Here is a 17,005-nt window from a genome sequence, read left to right on the forward strand (position 1 = left end):
CCGAAATCCTAGGTCGGGCTCGGTGGCCTGGTACATGAGGCAGTAGGCACGGCGGTAATGCGGGCCGGGGTAAATGGAGCCGTGCTCGTGGCCCCACAGTGTTTGGAAGTTGGCCGCGGGTACCGCCAGGCCGTGGCGGCGGGCGGTCTCTCGGAGCCGGTCGCCTGCGGCCTCAAGGGTCAGGCCGTGGGCTTCACGGTGTTCCCGCAGACGGGAGGGGTCCAGCCGGGCCGCTGGGTCGCCTTCATTGCATCCCTTCACGTTCACACTTTCGGGTGGGTCGTGCGGTGGTGCATGTGAAAACGTACGTGTAAACCGTTGATGAGACGGCGTGAAGAAGCTTAGTTAAGGGTGCGTGATACAGAAAAGCCCGTGATCACGGTGAACTAGCGGCATCCCAAAACCGGGAAACGCCGACCGCAGGGAGCCACCGTGAACATGAGCGACGAGACCACCCGGCGCATCATCGCCGACCTACGGTCGCTGCGCGCCGAACTGGAAGAGATCACTTGCCGGGTTCACCAGATCGCTTCTGCCCTGGAAAGACAGCGGACTCAAGATCGGCAATCCGATCCCCCAAGTCCCTCATGAGCGCCCGCATCTCGGCGAGTTGCTCCATGATCTCTGAGCCGCCGGCCGTCTCGGCGGGGCCGGCGCTCTCCTGCTCGCGAACGAACACGCCCTTGCCCTGCTGTCCGACGATCAGCCCTTCGGTACGGAGCACGCTGATCGCGGCTTTGACGACGCTGGATGAGACGCCGTAGCGCTCGCAGAGTTGGTTGATCGAGGGCAGGACCGTACCCGGCGGCAGCGATCCGTTCCGGATCTGCCCGCGTAGTTCGTCGGCGATCTGCATATAGGCAGGCCGACCGGTCTTCTCGATCATCCCGGCCCTCTCTCTTTGCCTCCAGTTCACCACATCCCGGCCGTCCGGCCAACCAAGTACTCCAAGCAGTCCTTGAGAACTTGGCATACTAAGAACACCATGAGTTCTAAGAGAACGCGTCTCGGAAGGAACAGAACATGCGCACCATCCCCATCCCTGTCGACGTGTCCAAGCTGCACATCACCTGCGCCAAGGCCGCCCGTCCCCGTCTGGTCAGCAAGGAGACCGGCGAGATCAAGCGGGACCGGGACGGCAACACCATGTACGAGGTCACGCTGCTGATCGAGGACGACAACGGCCGCATGGAGCTGGTCAAGGTCAGCACCACGCCCGAACCGCCCATCTCCCCCGGGGACGAGGTGGTCCCGGTCGGCCTGGTCGGCTACGTGTGGGAGCAGGCGGGCCGGTGGGGCATCTCCTACCGCGCGCAGTCCTTCACCCCGGCCGCCGCCGCGTACGGGGCGGGGGCCGAGCGATGATCCACCTGCCCCGCCCGATACTGCTCGCCGTCGCCGCCCTGGTCGTTCTCGTCTTGTGGCGGCGGTGGGCGCCGGCCTCGTACTGGTACCTGTTCGTCTTCCCCCGTAAGGCGGTCTGGCTGCGCTGGTCCTGGCGGCACGTGGCCTCCGGCTGTGGGCTGACCAAGAAGCGTCAGCGGTGGTGGTTCACCACCGTTCCGGGCCTGGTGGCCTCGACCGGGGTCGTGCGGGTCAAGAGGCGCTTCCAGCGGGTGGCCGTCGACACCAAGCCGTGGATGGGCCTGCCCCGCCCGGTCCGGCACGGCTTCCGCATCACCTTCCACCTGCTGGACGGGCAGATCCCCGACGACTACGCCAAGGTGTGCGATCGCCTCGCGCACGCCTGGCGCATCGAGGCGGTCCGCGTCGTCGGCTCCCGGCCCGGCCGCGTCACCCTCCAGGGGATCACCCGCGACCCTTTAGCGCACGTCGCCCCCGCCGCACCTCCGCCTGAACCGCGGGAAGGATGGCGCGGGGAGGACCTCCTGCGCCCGGTGGTGGGGGTGCTGGAGACGGGCGCCGCGTGGCGGATGGACTTCCGGCTCATCCCGCACTGGATGAACGCCGGAGCGACGCAGTCGGGCAAGTCCAACCTGATCAACGCGCTCATCGTCGGGCTCGCGCCGCAGCCGGTCGCCTTGGTCGGCTTCGACCTCAAAGGCGGGGTCGAACTCTCGCCCTACGCGCCACGCCTGACCGCGCTGGCGACGACGCGGGCCGAGTGCCTCGACCTGCTGGCGGACCTGATCGCGGTCATGGGCGCCCGGATGCTGGCCTGCCGCCGGCTCGGAGTGCGTGACATCTGGCAATTGCCGGACAACGTGCGGCCTATCCCGGTCGTGGTCCTGGTGGACGAGCTGGCCGAGCTGTTCCTGACCGCCGACAAGGCCGAAAAGGATCAGGTCACCCGTACGGCTACCGCCCTGCTACGGATCGCCCAGCTCGGTCGCGCCTTCGGCCTCCACCTCGTCCTGTCTGGTCAGCGGATCGGGTCCGACCTCGGCCCTGGCGTGACCGCGCTGCGTGCCCAGATCGGCGGGCGGGTCTGCCATCGGGTCAACGACCCCGAAACCGCGGTGATGACCCTCGGCGACCTCGACCCTGACGCGCTGGTCGCCGCCCGGTCCATCCCGCCAGAACTGCCCGGCGTCGCGGTGATCACGGGCAACGACGGCCGCTGGTACCGCGCCCGCTCCGGCTACGTCTCCACCCTTGCGGCGGAGCAGGCCGCCGAGACTTACGCCGACATCACGCCCTCGTGGGGGCAGGTCGCGGCCTCCGGCCTCGGCCACGAGCTGCCCGGCGGCGTCGAAAGTCCGCAGATCGCCGCCTAATCCGATCCCGTCGAGCGAGAGGAGGTACCGATGCCTGCGCCCCTGTCTCGCCTGGCCGTACGGCTGGCCGACACCGGTCCCGTTCTGGTTCTGGCCGCCATCGCCGGGGCGGGCAGCTTCACCCACATCCGCGACACCGCCGCCGCCAGCGGCCAGACCGGGTGGATGTCGTGGGCCGTGGCCGTCTGCGTCGACCTCACCTGCGTTATGGCCGCCCGGGAACGCCAGCGGGACAAGAAGACCGGACGGGTACGGCGGGGCTGGATCTCCTGGCCCACCCTCGTCCTCGTCGCCGGCATCGTCTTGTCCCTGGCCGCCAACCTCCACCAGGCCGACCCAACCCTGTGGGGCTGGCTCACCGCCGCCACACCCGCCGGAGCCTTCCTCGTCGCGGTCTCCATGCTGGAACGTCGGGCCTCCGGCCCCCGCCTCGACCTGCCCCCGGCTCCGTCCTCGTCCGCCGTCCCGTCGTCCTCGTCGCTTGCCGCCTCGTCCTCGGTCCCCGCGCTCGTCCCCTCCGAGCCGGACGGCGCGGACGGCAACCAGGACGGTCCGGGACCGTCCCCGGCACTGGTCGACTACGCCCGCCGCGTGGCCGACGAACACCACGCCAAGCACGGCAAGCCCATCACCCGCGACCTGCTGCGCGCCCGCCTGGGCGTGTCCAACCAACTCGCCTCCGACCTGCTCCGCAGCCTACGGACCACACCGGAAGCCCTGTGAGAGGAGACCTCGTGTCCACCACCGACCACCGCAAGGCCACAATCACCGGCCTCCGCGCCCTGGCCGACTTCCTGGATACCAACCCGGACGTCCCCGTCCCGCGCACCTCCATCAGCATCACGTACTTCCCGGACCGGGCGGACGACGCTGGGATGCGCGCCGAGATCGACCACATCGCGGAACTGCTCGGCACTGAGATCGACCCGGGTCGCCTGCCCTACAGCCACTACAGGACTGGTCTGGACTTCGGCCCGGTCCGCTACGAGGCGCTCGCCGTCCTCGCCGCCGCCCGTGCCCGGCACGAGGCGGTCACCTCCTACGAGGACTGCATCGTCCCCGACACCACCGTCAACCCGGCCCACGCCGCCTAACCGGAAGGAGGTAGCCGATCATGCGCATTCGAATCGACGGCACCGATGCCGAGATCGCCTACGCCGTGAACAAGATCCGCACCATCCTCCCGGTCGGCTCCATCTCACCGATCGTCCGGCGACGCCGCCGGGCCTACACCTGGCGCGTGTTCATCAACACCGCGCCCAAGCGCACCGAAACGAGGTGGATCGCGTGACCACCCCGAACGAGGACGCCATGCCTGTCGAGATCACCCCGAAGCGCTGGCAGTGCTGCCACTGCGGCGGGGGCGGCCTCGACAGCTACGGCGAGACCTGCCGCCATTGCGAGGGCCTCGGCTTCTGCTGATCGCTCTCGGTGCCCCCGGCGTGACCACACATCCGCCAAGACGTCCGTCACGTCGGGGGCCATCCCACACCGAACCCATCAGCCCGGAAGGGACGCACCCATCATGCCAACCAAGCACGCCATCGCCGGACTCATCACCCGGCTCCACGACCCGCAATACGCCCGCTGGGCGAGCCAGATCCGCCGGACCGGCGGCTGCCGCCAGCCGATCCACCTGCGCGGCAAGGTCGAGCACTACGACCGCGCCACCGGCCAACTCCTCCACCGCTACAGCACCCACCTCGAACCGGACGGCCTCCTGCGCGTCCCGTGCAAGACCCGCCGCGCCTCCCGCTGCCCCTCCTGCGCCGAGACCTACCGCGCCGACACCTACCACCTCGTCCGCGCGGGCCTCGTCGGCGGTAAGGGCGTCCCGGAGACGGTGGCCTCTCACCCGTGCCTGTTCGTCACTCTCACCGCGCCTTCGTTCGGTGAGGTGCACTCCCGGCGGGAGAAGGACGGCCGCGTCCTGCCCTGCCACCCGCGGCGGGACGCCGAGACATGCCCGCATGGGCGGGTCATGTCCTGCACCGTCCGACATGGGACCGACGAGGCATGCCTTGGCGAGCCGCTGTGCCCGGACTGCTACGACTACACCGGCTCCGTGCTGTTCAACGCCACCGCGCCGGAACTGTGGCGCCGCTTCACCCTGGCGCTTCGCCGGCACCTGGCCAAGCTCGCCGGGCTCACCCAAAAGGACCTCGCCGCCCAGCTCGTCGTCTCCTTCGCCAAGGTCGCCGAATATCAGCGGCGCGGCGTCGTCCACCTGCACGCCGTGATCCGCCTCGACGGCCCGGACGGACCCACCTCCCCGCCCCCGGCCTGGGCGACCGTCGACATGCTCGCCTGCGCCGTCCAGCACGCCGCCACCGTGGTCACCGCCAAGGTCCCCGCGTACGACGGACAACCCTCACGCGTCCTCCGGTGGGGTGCCCAGCTCGACACCCGTCCGATCACCCTGCACGGCGAGCTGACCGACCAGGCCGTTGCCGGCTACATCGCCAAGTACGCCACCAAGGCCGCCGAATGCGTCGGCACCCTGGACCGGCGCATCCAACCCCTCGAAAACCTCGCCGCCCTGCCCATCCGCGAGCACGCCCGGCGGCTCATCGCCGAATGCCTCCGTCTCGGGTCCTTCGACGAACTGGCCGACCTCCGGCTGACCCACTGGGCGCACATGCTCGGCTTCCGCGGCCACTTCTCCACCAAATCCCGCCGCTACTCCACCACCCTCGGCGCCCTCCGCGCCGCACGCGCCGAACACCGGCGCGACGAGCAGATCAGCACCGGACGACTCCCCCTCTTCGACGAGGACACCGTCCTCGTCGTCGCGCACTGGCAGTACGCCGGACAGGGCCTCTCCGCCGGAGACGCCATCCTCGCCGCCGCCATAACCGGCGTCCCCGTCACCCACCTGAGCGGCTCGGCTGGGGGTGGATCATGACTCGGCTTCTACTCACCGTCCCGGAGGCCGCCGAAGCACTGGCGATCTCCCGCGCCAAGCTCTACCAACTCATCGCCTCCGGCGCCGTCGACTCGGTCCGCATCGACGGCTCGCGGCGGGTCTCCGTCGCCGCTCTCACCGATTACATCAACCGCCTGGCCACTCAGGAGCGTGCGGCATGACCAAGACCCCCACTGATGCGGCGGCGTCTCCCAGCAGGCCGGCCAAGAAGAGCAGTCCTAAGCTGCGCGACGGGGTCATGAAGCGCGGTAGCACGTGGTCATACGTGATTCGCGTCAAGGACCCTGAGACCGGCGAGAGCAAGCCCAAGTGGGTCGGCGGGTTCGCAACTGAGGACGAGGCCAAGGCTGCCCGTGACGAGGCCCGCGTGAACGCCCGGCGGGGTGAGTATGTCGACCGGAACGAGATCACCGTCAGCGAGTACCTCGACATGTGGATCGAGGACCACGCGATGGAGATCAAGCCGGGGACGCTGGAGGACTACCGGATCAGCATTCGCCTCTACATCAAGCCGCACATCGGCAAGATGCGGCTCCAGGCGGTTCGACCCTCCACGGTCACGAAGCTCTACCGGGATCTCCTCGCTCGCGGTGGGCGGAACGGCAAGCCACTGGCGGTGTCGAGCGTCGTCCACACGCACGCGATCCTCCGCCGCGCCTTCCGTGACGCCGTGCTGGTCCACGAGTACCTGAGCAGCTCACCTGTCGAGAAGGCCAAGCGGCCTCGTAGCGACCTGCGCGAGCCTGGAATGATCTGGACGCCTGCCCAGCTCCGGGCGTTCCTGTCTCTCGTCCGGTCACATCGGCTCTACGCCTTTTTTCATCTGGCCGCCTACACGGGAGCGCGGCGCGGTGAACTCCTCAACCTTCGATGGCCTGACGTCGACCTGGAGAACAAGCAGATCACCATCAAGGGTTCAACAGGCGTGGTCGACGGCGAGCACATCGAGGGCACCACGAAGAGCGGCCGGACGCGCGTGGTCACGATCGACGAGGGGACTGTCAACGTTCTCCGGGAGCACAAAGAGGCTCAGGAAACCGAGAAAGCGCGCGTCGGTGACGCGTGGAAGGGAGAGGAGAACGGCCACATCTTCACTACGGCATGGGGCGGCCCCATCTACCCGACCACTGTGACCGCGCTGCCAGCCAAGCTCATCAAGGCCTACAACGAACCGGAGGACGAGGCGCAGACTCCGGCCGAACCTCTGCCGTACGTCCGCCTGCACGACCTGCGCCATATCCACGCGACCACGCTGCTCCTGGCCGGCGTCCCGGTCCACATCGTCGCCGCCCGACTCGGCCACGCTGATCCTGCGATCACGTTGCGGGTGTACGCCCACGCGATCCGCTCCGCGGAGACAGCCGCCGCCGAGGTCTTCGCCCAAGCCCTGAGACCCGACCACCCCTTTATCTGACAAGAAGAGCCGTGTGACGTAGTCCAATAGCGAGAGCGCGATGATTCCCGCCGCGGCGCGCCGCGGCGGGAATCATGCTGTACTCTGACTGTAGAAATAGGCCAAGCCAGCAAGTCCCGAATCTCGATCGCAGCAGGAGAGGCGATGGACCTCGAGAAGTCTCATGAGCGCCCCGACTGGCGCAATGAGAAGCTGGGAAGCAGGATCCGGGTAGCTCTCTGGCTTCTTGAGGTGATCGGCGAAGGGAACACCTTTACGAAGGAACAGCTACACGACGCGTTTCCCGGCATCACCACCATCGATCGGCGGTTGCGAGAGCTTCGCGAAGACGGCTGGGTGATCGACAGCGATCGGACCCTCTCGCATCTAGGCGCATCCGAGATGCTCCTGACGAGAGCAGGTGAGCCGATCTGGGAGCCTGGCAGGGTCCAGCTCCGGCGTTTCAAGCGCTTCTCGGCCCCGCAACTACGTCAGAAGGTGCTTGAGCGCGACAGCTATAGCTGCGTCCACTGTGGGCTCTCATCCGTCGAAGGGCCTACCGAAGCACCTGTCAACGTTGTCCTTGAGCTTGCTCATGTCGTTCCCCTCGCCGCCGGCGGGAGCGATGACCTGGACAATCTGATCACCCTCTGCGCCAACTGCCACAGGCTTTTGAGTTCGGGAGTCCAGCTCCCCGATGTGGACAGCGTGTGGCACCTGGTACAAGGGCTCTCACCGCAAGATCAGGCTCGCCTGCTGGCCTGGATAGCCATGGACCGTAAGCCGCCTACTCAAGCTGAGAAGGCGTGGTCCTTGTACCGGCGCCTTCGCCCAGAGCAGCGAACGTCTGTAGCTCACCGGCTTGGGCAGGCCGTACTCGATCGTACGGACGCCGACAGCAGCGATTAATTACTCATAGACTCCGCCGGCCCCTACCCCAACCTTCCACAGCTAGACAGGGGCCGGCGGTTGCCACCATCCACACAAGAAAGGTGACTCATCCATGATGACTCATCGGCCGCCTGGGCGCTCACCCAGGCCCGGAGGCCCGCAGCCTCTAATCATCATCATCCTCGTGCTGGTCCTGAGCTTCCAAGCCGGCTACAACCCGGACCAGATTCGAGACGTTCTCACCGTCGTCGCGGTCACTCTGGTGACCATTGCAGCGGCCTACGCTCTGCGCGGTCGGTTCTCCGAGTGACGCCGTCGAGGCCTCACACAGCGCCGTGAGGCCTCGACACTCACTCGCTGCCTTCGAGTGAACAACGGACTCCACGGTTAGACGCTCAGGGAGTGTTAGCAGGGGTGTTAGCAAAAGGCCCTCCTGGATCTTCCAGGAGGGCCTTTGAAGTGGAGCCGCCTAAGGGAATCGAACCCTTGACCCCTTCATTACGAGTGAAGTGCTCTGGCCGACTGAGCTAAGGCGGCACGCCGCGAACGGCTTCGCACAGTCTACAGGGTCGTCGCGGTTCTCGTGCACCCGTCGCGGCCCGGAGCGTCGTGATCCTCAAGGGGGCCTCAGAGGGCCCGGGGCGCGGTCCGGGAGCGCGATCCGCCCGACGAGAGATCAGTAAAACTTCCCCAGCCGCCCGCAGAGTCTCCCTTTACCCGATGACCAGCGGAGACAGGGCATATCAGGCGCATCTGTCACACGAAAAGCGCCCTGTCTCGTCCGACACCGCCCTCGGGCCAGCAGACATTTGACCTCATCCCGCACGGCCCTTCCCGGGAGGTCGCCGCCCGCCCGCGGCAGGCGGCATGCTGGTGCTCGTCACGCAGGCGACAGCAGGGGAAACAACGGGTATGCGATCGGCTGGGCAGAAAGCGAAGCTCCTACCGCCTCGTACGCGGTACGGCGGTGGTCAGAGCCGGCGAATGGCGATCGCGGCGCTGGCCGCGCTGCTGCCGTTCGCGGCGTGCTCCAGCCACGCCCCGGCCAGCTCGGAGCAGCCGGGCGGGGGTGGAAAGACGCAGCCGGCGGTCGAGGCGCCCTCGGCCGAGCTGCGGCCGTTCTACGCGCAGCGGCCCACGTGGCAGGCGTGCGGCGACGGCTTCCAGTGCGCCAAGATCCAGGTGCCCCTCGACTACTCGAAGCCCACGGGCGAGCGCATCGACCTCAGCGTGATCCGCCTGCCGGCGACCGGCAAGCGCGTCGGCTCCCTGCTCATCAACCCCGGCGGGCCCGGAGGCTCCGGCATCGACTACGCGCGGGCGGCCCGATCCGTGGTCAGCGACAAGGTGCGCGCCCAGTTCGACGTCGTCGGGTTCGACCCGCGCGGCGTGGGCCAGTCGACCCCGGTCACGTGCATGACGGCCTCCCAGCTCGACGCGTACATCGGGATGGACTCGAGCCCGGACACGCCGGCAGAGGTCACGGCGCTCGACAAGGAGTCCAAGCTGTTCGCCGACAGCTGCGGCGCCAAGTCGGCCCGTCTGCTCCCCCACGTCGGCACGGCCGACGCGGCCAGGGACATGGACGTCCTGCGCGGCGTCCTCGGCGACCGCGGTCTCACCTATCTCGGCAAGTCGTACGGCACCTATCTGGGCGCGATGTACGCCGACCTGTTCCCGAAGAACGTGCGGGCACTCGTGCTCGACGGCGCGGTGGATCCGGCCGTGCCGTCGCTGAAGTCCAACGAGGTGCAGGCGAAGGGCTTCGAGGTGGCGCTGAAGGCCTTCGTCGAAGACTGCTTCCTCGACAAGTCCTGCCCCTTCAAGAGCCGTACGGTGGACGGCGCGATGCAGGAGATCAGCGACCTGCTGACGAGGGCCGACCGGCAGCCGCTGAAGAACGACCTCGGCGACGGCCGGCCGGTCAACGAGGCGTGGGCGGTCATCGGCATCGCCACCCCGCTGTACGAGCGCGCGGCCTGGCCCCGGCTGCGAGAGGCCCTGGCCAAGGCGATGAACCAGGGCGACGGGACGGAGCTGCTCCAGATGGCCGACCTGCTGGTCGACCGGCGGGCCGACGGCAGCTACTCGAACCAGACCGAGGCCAACATGGCCGTCAACTGCGTGGACCACCCCTTCCCCAAGTCGCTCGCGGCATACCGGAAGGCCGCGGGCCAAGCCGCCAAGACGGCGCCGCACTTCGGGCCGTTCGTGATGTGGGGTTCGCTGCCCTGCGCCTATTGGCCCGTGAAGTCCGTCGGCACCGACAAGCCGCTCAAGGCCGCCGGCGCGCCGCCCATCCTCGTCGTCGGCACCCTGCGCGACCCCGCGACGCCGTACGAGTGGGCGCAGGGGCTCGCCTCGGAGCTGACCTCGGGCGTGCTGCTCGGGTATGACGGCGACGGGCACACGGCCTACCGCAGCGGCTCGGCCTGTGTGGACAGCGCGGTCGACGACTACCTGCTCGCCCTGCGCACGCCCAAGAGCGGCACCATCTGCCCGAAGACGGGCTGAGGCCGAAGGCCGACGTAGCGGGCGGGCCTTTTCCCGGCGGACCGCCCGTCCATATCCCTAAAATTCCGGCACATGGCTTACCGGTGGCGATCACGCGATCTGACCGTTCCTGTGACCATGGTCGCGGTCCTGACCATGTCCGGATGCGGGGCGCTGGACGTGCCCCGGGGGCCGGAAGCCGCCTCGCCGGTGCCTCCTCGGCCGCCCGCCACCTCCGCCGAGGAGCCCACCGAGGGGTCCACCGGGGCGTCCACCGGGACGTCTCTCGCGAAGGAGGGGTGGTTCGGTCCCACCGGCCCCCTCCACGCGCGGGTGGAGATGCGCGAGGTGGAACGGCTGGCCGACAGGTCCGTCCTCCGGTTCACGGTCACCTCGCTGGAGGACGAGCCGCGCCACACCGGCAACGCGTTCGGGACGGCGGCCGGCGACTTCGGCAGCTATCGCATCCCGCTCGTCGACCCGGTCGGCGGCAAGGTCTATCACCCGCTGACCGACCGGGTCGGGACGCTGGGCAGCAAACCCGGATATTACAAGCCCGGCGTGCGTTACGAGACCGTCGTCTACTACCCGCCGCTTCCGGCGGACGTCCGTACGGTCACCGCGATCACGGCGGGCACGGCCGGGGAGTTCACCGGCGTGCCCGTGGTGGACGACACCGGTTCCGGCAGCGCCATGTCGTCTACGGCCGCCTCCGGCAGCGCCATGTCGTCTACGGCCGCCTCCGGCAGCCCTTTGGCGCCGACGGCCGCGCCGGGCAGCACGCCGCAGCCGGGCACCACCGTCTCCTGGCCGGTGCGGGAACCGGCCGGGCAGGTCACCAGCAGCATCCAGGACCTGTACGGCATCACGGAGAGCCCGGAGAAGACGACCATCGCGAGCGGCGGCGACGAGACGGTGGGCCTGCGCACCGACGTGCTGTTCGCCTTCGACTCCGACAGGCTCACGGCACGGGCCAGGGCCGTGCTCGACGACGTCGCGAAGGAGACCCGGGAGAAGGCCGATCCGGACCGGCCCCCCATCCTCATCGAGGGCCACACCGACGGCAAGGGCACCCACGCGTACAACATGGCCCTGTCCCTGCGGCGTGCGGAAGCCGTGCGCAAGGAGCTGCAGGCGCGCCTCGGCGGGGCGTACCGATACCGCGCGACGGGCAAGGGCGAGACCGAGCCCGTCGCCCGCGAGGGCGGGGCGGACGACGAGGAGGCGCGGGCCAGGAACCGGCGAGTGGAGATCTCCTACCGCGTCAAGCAGCCGGCCGAGAGCTCCACGGCCTCGGAAACCGAGGGGACCCGCGCCGACGAGCCCACCACGGGCGGGGGACGGCCCGCCCCGTTCCACGCGGACGACGGCGAGACCGTGGCCCACCGGACCGCCACCAGGCAGCCGACCGGGCAGCGCCTCCGCATCGACGTGAAGCCCTTCTACCGCGACGGCGCCTACCTCGTCGCGGTGTTCGACATCGTGAACCTCGGGCCGGGGAACCTCGGCGCGGGGACCGGATATGGCGGGGGCATCGCCTACATCGGCGGCTGGTACACCGGCTTCTCCGTCGTCGATCCCGCCTCGCACACCGTCTATCGCGCCGTCCGGATGGGGCCGGACGACCCGCGGGGCCCCGACGACTACGTGGACCCGGGCTGGGCGACGTTCAACGTCGAACCGGGCACCGGCAACCGCGGCTTCTTCTACGTGCCGGCGCCCCCTCCGGGCGTCACGAGCGTGACCTTCGACGCCGGCCCCTTCGGCAGGTTCGACAACGTTCCCGTACGTTAACCCTTGTCAAGGTGAAAGTTTCACGATCGGTGGTTTCGTGATCGGCACTCCGATGCCTGCTCGGCCCGGGTGATCAGGCCGCCGGCCGCCCTGCCGGGCAGGCCCGGCACCTTGACCGTCTCTCGCGCATGGGGTTTGCTCCGCCGCATGACCACGGTCTCCCGCCGTGAAATGTTAGCGCTCACATTAACGTAACCGCTCGGCGAGCGACCACCACTTCAGGAGGCGCATGTGAGATCCGCTTTATCGCCATACAGGCGCACGGTCGCCTGGATCGTGAGCCTGCTGTGCGTGCTGGTGCTGCTCCCGGCCGGCGCGGCCAGGGCCGACAACCCGATCGTGCAGACCATCTACACCGCCGACCCGGCGCCGCTGGTCTACAACGGCCGGGTGTACCTCTACACCGGGCACGACGAGGACGGCTCGACGTACTTCACCATGAAGGACTGGCGGGTCTGGTCCTCGACCGACATGGTCAACTGGACCGACCACGGCTCCCCGCTGAGCGTGTCCACCTTCAGCTGGGCCAAGTCGGACGCCTGGGCCGGGCAGGCCGTCTATCGCAACGGCAAGTTCTACTGGTACGTCCCCACGACCAACCGGGCCACCGGCAGGATGGCCATCGGCGTGGCCGTTTCCAACAGCCCCACCGGGCCGTTCAGCGACGCCCTGGGACGCCCGCTGGTCGAGAACGGCGAGATCGACCCCACCGTCTACGTCGACGACGACGGCCAGGCCTACCTCTACTGGGGCAACCCCAACCTGTGGTACGTCAAGCTCAACAGCGACATGACCTCCTACTCGGGCAGCCCGACGAAGGTCAACCTCACCACCGGCGGGTTCGGCACCCGCACCGGGGACGCCAACCGGCCGACGCTGTTCGAAGAAGGCCCCTGGTTCTACAAGCGGGGCGGCCTCTACTACATGGTGTTCGCGGCCAAGTGCTGCTCGGAGTTCATCGCCTACTCCACCGCCCCCGGCCCGACCGGGCCGTGGACCTACCGCGGCACGATCATGCCGACCCAGGGCGGCAGCTTCACCAACCACCCCGGCATCATCGACTATCAGGGCAATTCGTACTTCTTCTACCACAACGGCGCACTGCCGGGCGGCGGCGGTTTCACCCGCTCGGTGGCGGTGGAGAAGTTCACCTACAACGCCGACGGCACCATCCCGACGATCAACATGACCACGACCGGCGCGCCGCAGGTGGGCACGTTGAACCCGTACGTGCGGCAGGAGGCCGAGACCATCGCCTGGGAGTCCGGCGTGGAGACCGAGGCCTCCAGCGAGGGCGGCATGAACGTCGGGTTCATCGAGAACGGCGACTACATCAAGGTCAAGGGCGTCGGCTTCGGCAACGGTGCGACTTCCTTCTCCGCACGCGTCGCCTCCGGCGCCAGCGGAGGAAAGATCGAAGTGCGCCGCGACAGCGCCACCGGCACCCTCATGGGCACCTGCACCGTCGCGGGCACCGGCGGCTGGCAGGCCTGGACCACCGTCTCCTGCCCCGTCACCGGCGCCACCGGCACCCACGACCTCTACCTCAGGTTCACCGGCGGCAGCGGCTACCTGTTCAACCTCAACTGGTGGCAGTTCACCGGCAACGACGGACCACCCGCCAGCCCCACGCCGTCTCCCTCTCCGTCCCCCTCTCCGCCCGCCTCGCCGTCCGCGTCGCCGACGGGCACCCCCCAGACGACCGGCGCGATCCGCGGCGAGGGCTCGGGGCGGTGCCTGGACGTCACCGAGGCATCACAGACCAACGGGGCACAGGCGCAGATCTGGGACTGCAACGGGCAGTCCAACCAGCAGTGGACCTCCACCAGCGCCGGTGAGCTGCGCGTCTACGGCAACAAGTGCCTCGACGTCAACGGCGCGGGCACGGCCGACGGCACCAGCGTGATCATCTGGGACTGCAACGGCCAGAACAACCAGAAGTGGCGCTTCAACTCCGACGGCAGCATCACCGCCGTCGGCGCGAACAAGTGCCTCGACGTGTCGAACTACGGCACCGCCAACGGCAGCAAGGTGCACATCTGGACCTGCCACGGCGGGAGCAACCAGAAGTGGACCCGCACCTGAGTCCATATCGACCGGCCGGGGACGGCGTTTCCACGCGCCGTCCCCGGCCTGCCGCACGTCACGCGCGCCGGCGGGCGGCCCTCTCGACGATCGCCGCCCCGGTCTCGGACTCCAGCGCCGGGGTGTAGCCGGCGGCGCGCAACCGGGCCAGGGTCTCCTCCTCGCCCCGCGCGCTGATCAGCACCGTCGGGGCGATCTTGCGCAGGCCCAGCGTACGCAGCGCCGCGGAGCGGGAGAGCTCCTCGACGAGCGCTTCGTCGTCGGAACGCAGGCAGCACCCGGAGCGCACCACCCGGACACGCCCGTGCGTACGGGCGGTGTCCTTGATCAGATATTCCAGCGGTTGCGGCAGGGGCGCCTCGGCCACCTCGGTGAGCCGCGCGAGCAGGGCGTCGGCCTCGTGCCCGCGGTCGAAGGCCCGGCGTACGGTCGAACCGGAGAAGCGCCAGACCACGGCGTGCCCCTCCGACTCGCGGTCGGCGACGTCGTCGAGCAGGTCGGCGAGCTCCGGGCCGGGCATCCCGCGCACCACGGCCGTCAGATCGGCCTGGAAGAAGGCGGTGCCCTGCGCGGGCGGGAGCATGGCCGTCAGGGCGGCGGTCAGCGCGGACTCCGGCGACGTCCACGCCGCACCACTGAGCAGCAGGTCGCGTACGGCACGGCCGACGCCGGTGAGGGCGCCCCCGGCGACCACGCCGAGCAGCTCGGCCTCACGCAGGACGGCGCCGACCAGGTCGTCGTCCGCCCCCGACTCCGCGAAGTGGAGCGGGCGATGCCAGGCCGCCCGTTCCGTCACGTACGGCAGGCCGTCGGCGGAGACGCCCCTGCCCGGGGGAAGCGCGGCGAGCGCGTCGAGGACGGCACTCCTGATCCCGGCCGCGTACGGATCGTCGGGCTCGATGAGGGCGACCGGCGTCCCGGCCTCCTCCGGCCAGAACGTGTAGACGGCAGGGATGGTCGCCCAGGTGGCGATGATCGGCACCAGCCGCTCGGCGGGAGACCGCTGCAGCCAGTCGTCATATCCCGTCTTCGGCAGCAGGCTCACGACCGGATCCGGCAGCTTGCCGCGATGGCCCTTCGGCCGCTGCACCGGCTCGGCGTGCAGGCCGAGCAGTCCGGCCTGCATGGCCAGGTCGAGCCAGAGCCGGGCGACGTCCTCGGCCACACCGGCCGCCTTGGCGATCCGCCTGGTGTCGCGGACCGCCAGACCGCCGGCCTTGCGCAGGGCGGGAGGCCGGTCGGCGCACGCGGCGAGCACGCGCTCGATCTGGGACAGCGCGGCGGTGGCGGCGGCCTGCGCGGACCCGTCGGCCCCGGCGGCGTCGGGCAGGCCGTCCGGGGGCCGCGGCGGCTCCGGCGTGAACGGCACGCGCAGCTCGCCGAGGACGGCCACGGCGACCTCGATCGGCACCTCCGCCGTGTCCTCCAGCCCGGCGGGCAGGAGGAGGCCGCGCGCCGCCAGCCAGTCGGTGTTCGGGTCGCCGGAGCCTCCCGGCCGGAAGGCGTACTTCGGCGCCTGGTGATAACCGAAGCCGCGCTCCTGATAGGCGTGGGTGAGCACCCGCGATCCGCTCCCGATGATCTCGAGCAGCCACTCCCGGGCGCTCGCGGGGGCCTGGGCGAGCAGGGCCCGCACCCGCTCCTGGTCGGTGAGCAGGTCGAGCACGTTGCGCTCCGCGCCCTCCCGCGCCCTGGCCTTCGGGAATGCCAGGGCCTCGGCGAGCGCGTGGACCTCCGGAGCGTTGAAGTGAAGCCCGATGAGCTCCGCCGCCGGGCGGCCGAGCCCCGCCGTGTCCGCGAGGTGCGCGTGGACGCCCGTGGACACGATCACCTGGTCGCCGTGCGGCGGAAGCACCAGCGCCATGTCGGCGAGCGCGTCCAGGGTGGCGGCGGCGCGATCCCGCAGGACGGGATCGTCCCCGGCCAGCAGGTCGAGCACGTCGGCGCGGGGCACGGCCCTCGTCACCGGGTCCGCGTCATGCCAGAGGTTGAGCAGCGGCCCGTGGCGCTGCGCCGCCAGCCACGCGACGGCCGACAGGGCCTGATGCTGGGGAAGGGTGCAGAACCGGGCGAGCGCGAGCGCCGCACGCGGCTGCAGCAGCAGCCGGGCGAGGTCCTGCGGGGTCACGTCGTCGTCGGTGGTGAATCCGACCCGGGCGAGGATCAGCCTCCGGTCCTCTGGCGACTTCGTCTTCAGCCATGACGCCAGGCGCTGCCGAGTGCTCATCACCGCAGCGTATTACGCCGCGTCCGGCGGCCCGACCGCTCGCGGCGGTTCCATGTGAGTGGCCGGCGGTTATCCGCGCCCGTGTTCCAGCGCCCAGGCGCAGATGGCGCCCAGCGGTTCGCGCAGCGTACGTCCCAGATCGGTCAGCGCATACTCCACGTGCTGCGGCGCCGTGTCCTTGATGACCCGCCGTTCGACCATGCCGTCCTTCTCCAGGCCCCGCAGCGTCTCGGTCAGCACCTTCTGCGTGATGCCGGGCAGCCGCCGGCGCAGCCGGCTGTGCCTCTGGGGACCGGCCAGCAGGGCGTAGATCACCAGCACCCGCCACTTCGCCGCGAACCGCTCAAGGGCCTGCCGCGTCGCGCAGCTCTCCTCCAGCGTGTCGGGAATCACGGGATCCACGCGGCCCTCCTCCGTACGCTCGATCGATGGGCACCGCAAGGTGCCTTCTGGCCCGA

At 69.5% G+C, this 17,005-nt stretch carries 17 protein-coding genes and 1 tRNA gene; 14 read left to right on the plus strand and 4 right to left on the minus strand.

The window, feature by feature from the left end; translation table 11 throughout:
* Nucleotides 1–505 precede the first annotated feature (505 nt).
* A complete protein-coding gene (locus FLX08_RS36665; protein ID WP_142624863.1) occupies nt 506–886 on the minus strand; it encodes a GntR family transcriptional regulator in 381 nt (126 codons plus the stop codon).
* 137 nt (nt 887–1,023) lie between these two features.
* On the opposite strand from FLX08_RS36665, the gene FLX08_RS36670 reads away from it, so the two are divergent.
* From FLX08_RS36670 to FLX08_RS43155, 11 genes are all read left to right on the plus strand, one after another.
* Complete coding sequence (locus FLX08_RS36670; protein ID WP_142624864.1) at nt 1,024–1,365, plus strand: SCO3933 family regulatory protein; 342 nt, start codon at nt 1,024–1,026, stop codon at nt 1,363–1,365.
* A complete protein-coding gene (locus FLX08_RS36675; protein WP_142624865.1) occupies nt 1,362–2,738 on the plus strand; it encodes an FtsK/SpoIIIE domain-containing protein in 1,377 nt (458 codons plus the stop codon). Before FLX08_RS36670 ends, FLX08_RS36675 begins: the two co-directional genes overlap by 4 nt.
* A gap of 30 nt (nt 2,739–2,768) precedes the next feature.
* The gene (locus FLX08_RS36680) at nt 2,769–3,461 is read left to right on the plus strand and encodes a DUF2637 domain-containing protein (RefSeq protein ID WP_142624866.1); all 693 of its coding nucleotides are present in this window, start codon (nt 2,769–2,771) and stop codon (nt 3,459–3,461) included.
* An 11-nt stretch (nt 3,462–3,472) separates the two neighbouring features.
* A complete protein-coding gene (locus FLX08_RS36685) occupies nt 3,473–3,832 on the plus strand; it encodes a hypothetical protein (protein WP_142624867.1) in 360 nt (119 codons plus the stop codon).
* A gap of 20 nt (nt 3,833–3,852) precedes the next feature.
* Nucleotides 3,853–4,029: a hypothetical protein gene (locus tag FLX08_RS41015; RefSeq protein WP_167530720.1), complete on the plus strand. Its 177-nt coding sequence runs from the start codon at nt 3,853–3,855 to the stop codon at nt 4,027–4,029.
* Nucleotides 4,026–4,160, plus strand: coding sequence for a hypothetical protein (locus tag FLX08_RS43150; protein WP_280117154.1), 135 nt, complete (start codon nt 4,026–4,028; stop codon nt 4,158–4,160). The genes FLX08_RS41015 and FLX08_RS43150 overlap by 4 nt, the downstream gene beginning before the upstream one ends.
* A gap of 103 nt (nt 4,161–4,263) precedes the next feature.
* Nucleotides 4,264–5,643, plus strand: coding sequence for a replication initiator (locus FLX08_RS36690; RefSeq protein ID WP_142624868.1), 1,380 nt, complete (start codon nt 4,264–4,266; stop codon nt 5,641–5,643).
* On the plus strand, nt 5,640–5,825 hold the full coding sequence (locus tag FLX08_RS36695) for a helix-turn-helix domain-containing protein (RefSeq protein WP_142624869.1): 186 nt from the start codon (nt 5,640–5,642) through the stop codon (nt 5,823–5,825). Before FLX08_RS36690 ends, FLX08_RS36695 begins: the two co-directional genes overlap by 4 nt.
* Nucleotides 5,822–7,078, plus strand: a complete 1,257-nt coding sequence (locus FLX08_RS36700; protein WP_244313151.1) for a site-specific integrase — start codon at nt 5,822–5,824, stop codon at nt 7,076–7,078. The genes FLX08_RS36695 and FLX08_RS36700 overlap by 4 nt, the downstream gene beginning before the upstream one ends.
* 144 nt (nt 7,079–7,222) lie before the next feature.
* Nucleotides 7,223–7,966, plus strand: a complete 744-nt coding sequence (locus FLX08_RS36705) for an HNH endonuclease (protein WP_142624870.1) — start codon at nt 7,223–7,225, stop codon at nt 7,964–7,966.
* Nucleotides 7,967–8,132: 166 nt separating this feature from the next.
* Complete coding sequence (locus FLX08_RS43155; RefSeq protein WP_280117155.1) at nt 8,133–8,258, plus strand: hypothetical protein; 126 nt, start codon at nt 8,133–8,135, stop codon at nt 8,256–8,258.
* Between the two features lie 150 nt (nt 8,259–8,408).
* Here the strand turns inward: FLX08_RS43155 and FLX08_RS36710 are convergent.
* Nucleotides 8,409–8,485, minus strand: a tRNA-Thr gene (locus tag FLX08_RS36710).
* 447 nt (nt 8,486–8,932) lie between these two features.
* Here FLX08_RS36710 and FLX08_RS36715 point away from each other — a divergent pair.
* The 3 genes from FLX08_RS36715 to FLX08_RS36725 all read left to right on the plus strand — a co-directional run bounded on the left by FLX08_RS36715 (nt 8,933) and on the right by FLX08_RS36725 (nt 14,320).
* A complete protein-coding gene (locus FLX08_RS36715; protein ID WP_208761901.1) occupies nt 8,933–10,462 on the plus strand; it encodes an alpha/beta hydrolase in 1,530 nt (509 codons plus the stop codon).
* A gap of 72 nt (nt 10,463–10,534) precedes the next feature.
* A complete protein-coding gene (locus tag FLX08_RS36720; protein ID WP_142624872.1) occupies nt 10,535–12,235 on the plus strand; it encodes an OmpA family protein in 1,701 nt (566 codons plus the stop codon).
* Nucleotides 12,236–12,466: 231 nt separating this feature from the next.
* Nucleotides 12,467–14,320 carry a lectin gene (locus FLX08_RS36725; protein WP_142624873.1) on the plus strand — a complete coding sequence of 618 codons (1,854 nt, stop codon included), beginning with the start codon at nt 12,467–12,469 and terminating at the stop codon, nt 14,318–14,320.
* Nucleotides 14,321–14,378: 58 nt separating this feature from the next.
* Here FLX08_RS36725 and FLX08_RS36730 read toward each other — a convergent pair whose 3' ends face one another.
* Both FLX08_RS36730 and FLX08_RS36735 read right to left on the minus strand, forming a co-directional pair.
* Entirely contained in the window at nt 14,379–16,547 is a 2,169-nt protein-coding gene (locus FLX08_RS36730) for a helicase-associated domain-containing protein (RefSeq protein ID WP_142624874.1), read from the minus strand.
* Between the two features lie 69 nt (nt 16,548–16,616).
* Nucleotides 16,617–16,949 (minus strand): winged helix-turn-helix transcriptional regulator, encoded by a 333-nt coding sequence (locus FLX08_RS36735; protein ID WP_142624875.1) that lies wholly within the window; start codon nt 16,947–16,949, stop codon nt 16,617–16,619.
* Nucleotides 16,950–17,005: the final 56 nt, after the last annotated feature.

This window comes from Microbispora hainanensis, assembly GCF_006874475.1.
In the GTDB taxonomy this organism is placed as follows: domain Bacteria; phylum Actinomycetota; class Actinomycetes; order Streptosporangiales; family Streptosporangiaceae; genus Microbispora; species Microbispora hainanensis.

Coding starts and splice junctions, on each gene's coding strand:
- FLX08_RS36690 (WP_142624868.1), top strand. CDS start 4,264: ATGCCAACCAAGCACGCCATCGCCGGACTCATCACCCGGCTCCACGAC.
- FLX08_RS36730 (WP_142624874.1), bottom strand. CDS start 16,547: ATGAGCACTCGGCAGCGCCTGGCGTCATGGCTGAAGACGAAGTCGCCA.
- FLX08_RS36675 (WP_142624865.1), top strand. CDS start 1,362: ATGATCCACCTGCCCCGCCCGATACTGCTCGCCGTCGCCGCCCTGGTC.
- FLX08_RS36715 (WP_208761901.1), top strand. CDS start 8,933: ATGGCGATCGCGGCGCTGGCCGCGCTGCTGCCGTTCGCGGCGTGCTCC.
- FLX08_RS36665 (WP_142624863.1), bottom strand. CDS start 886: ATGATCGAGAAGACCGGTCGGCCTGCCTATATGCAGATCGCCGACGAA.
- FLX08_RS36700 (WP_244313151.1), top strand. CDS start 5,822: ATGACCAAGACCCCCACTGATGCGGCGGCGTCTCCCAGCAGGCCGGCC.
- FLX08_RS41015 (WP_167530720.1), top strand. CDS start 3,853: ATGCGCATTCGAATCGACGGCACCGATGCCGAGATCGCCTACGCCGTG.
- FLX08_RS36670 (WP_142624864.1), top strand. CDS start 1,024: ATGCGCACCATCCCCATCCCTGTCGACGTGTCCAAGCTGCACATCACC.
- FLX08_RS36680 (WP_142624866.1), top strand. CDS start 2,769: ATGCCTGCGCCCCTGTCTCGCCTGGCCGTACGGCTGGCCGACACCGGT.
- FLX08_RS36695 (WP_142624869.1), top strand. CDS start 5,640: ATGACTCGGCTTCTACTCACCGTCCCGGAGGCCGCCGAAGCACTGGCG.
- FLX08_RS36705 (WP_142624870.1), top strand. CDS start 7,223: ATGGACCTCGAGAAGTCTCATGAGCGCCCCGACTGGCGCAATGAGAAG.
- FLX08_RS36720 (WP_142624872.1), top strand. CDS start 10,535: ATGGCTTACCGGTGGCGATCACGCGATCTGACCGTTCCTGTGACCATG.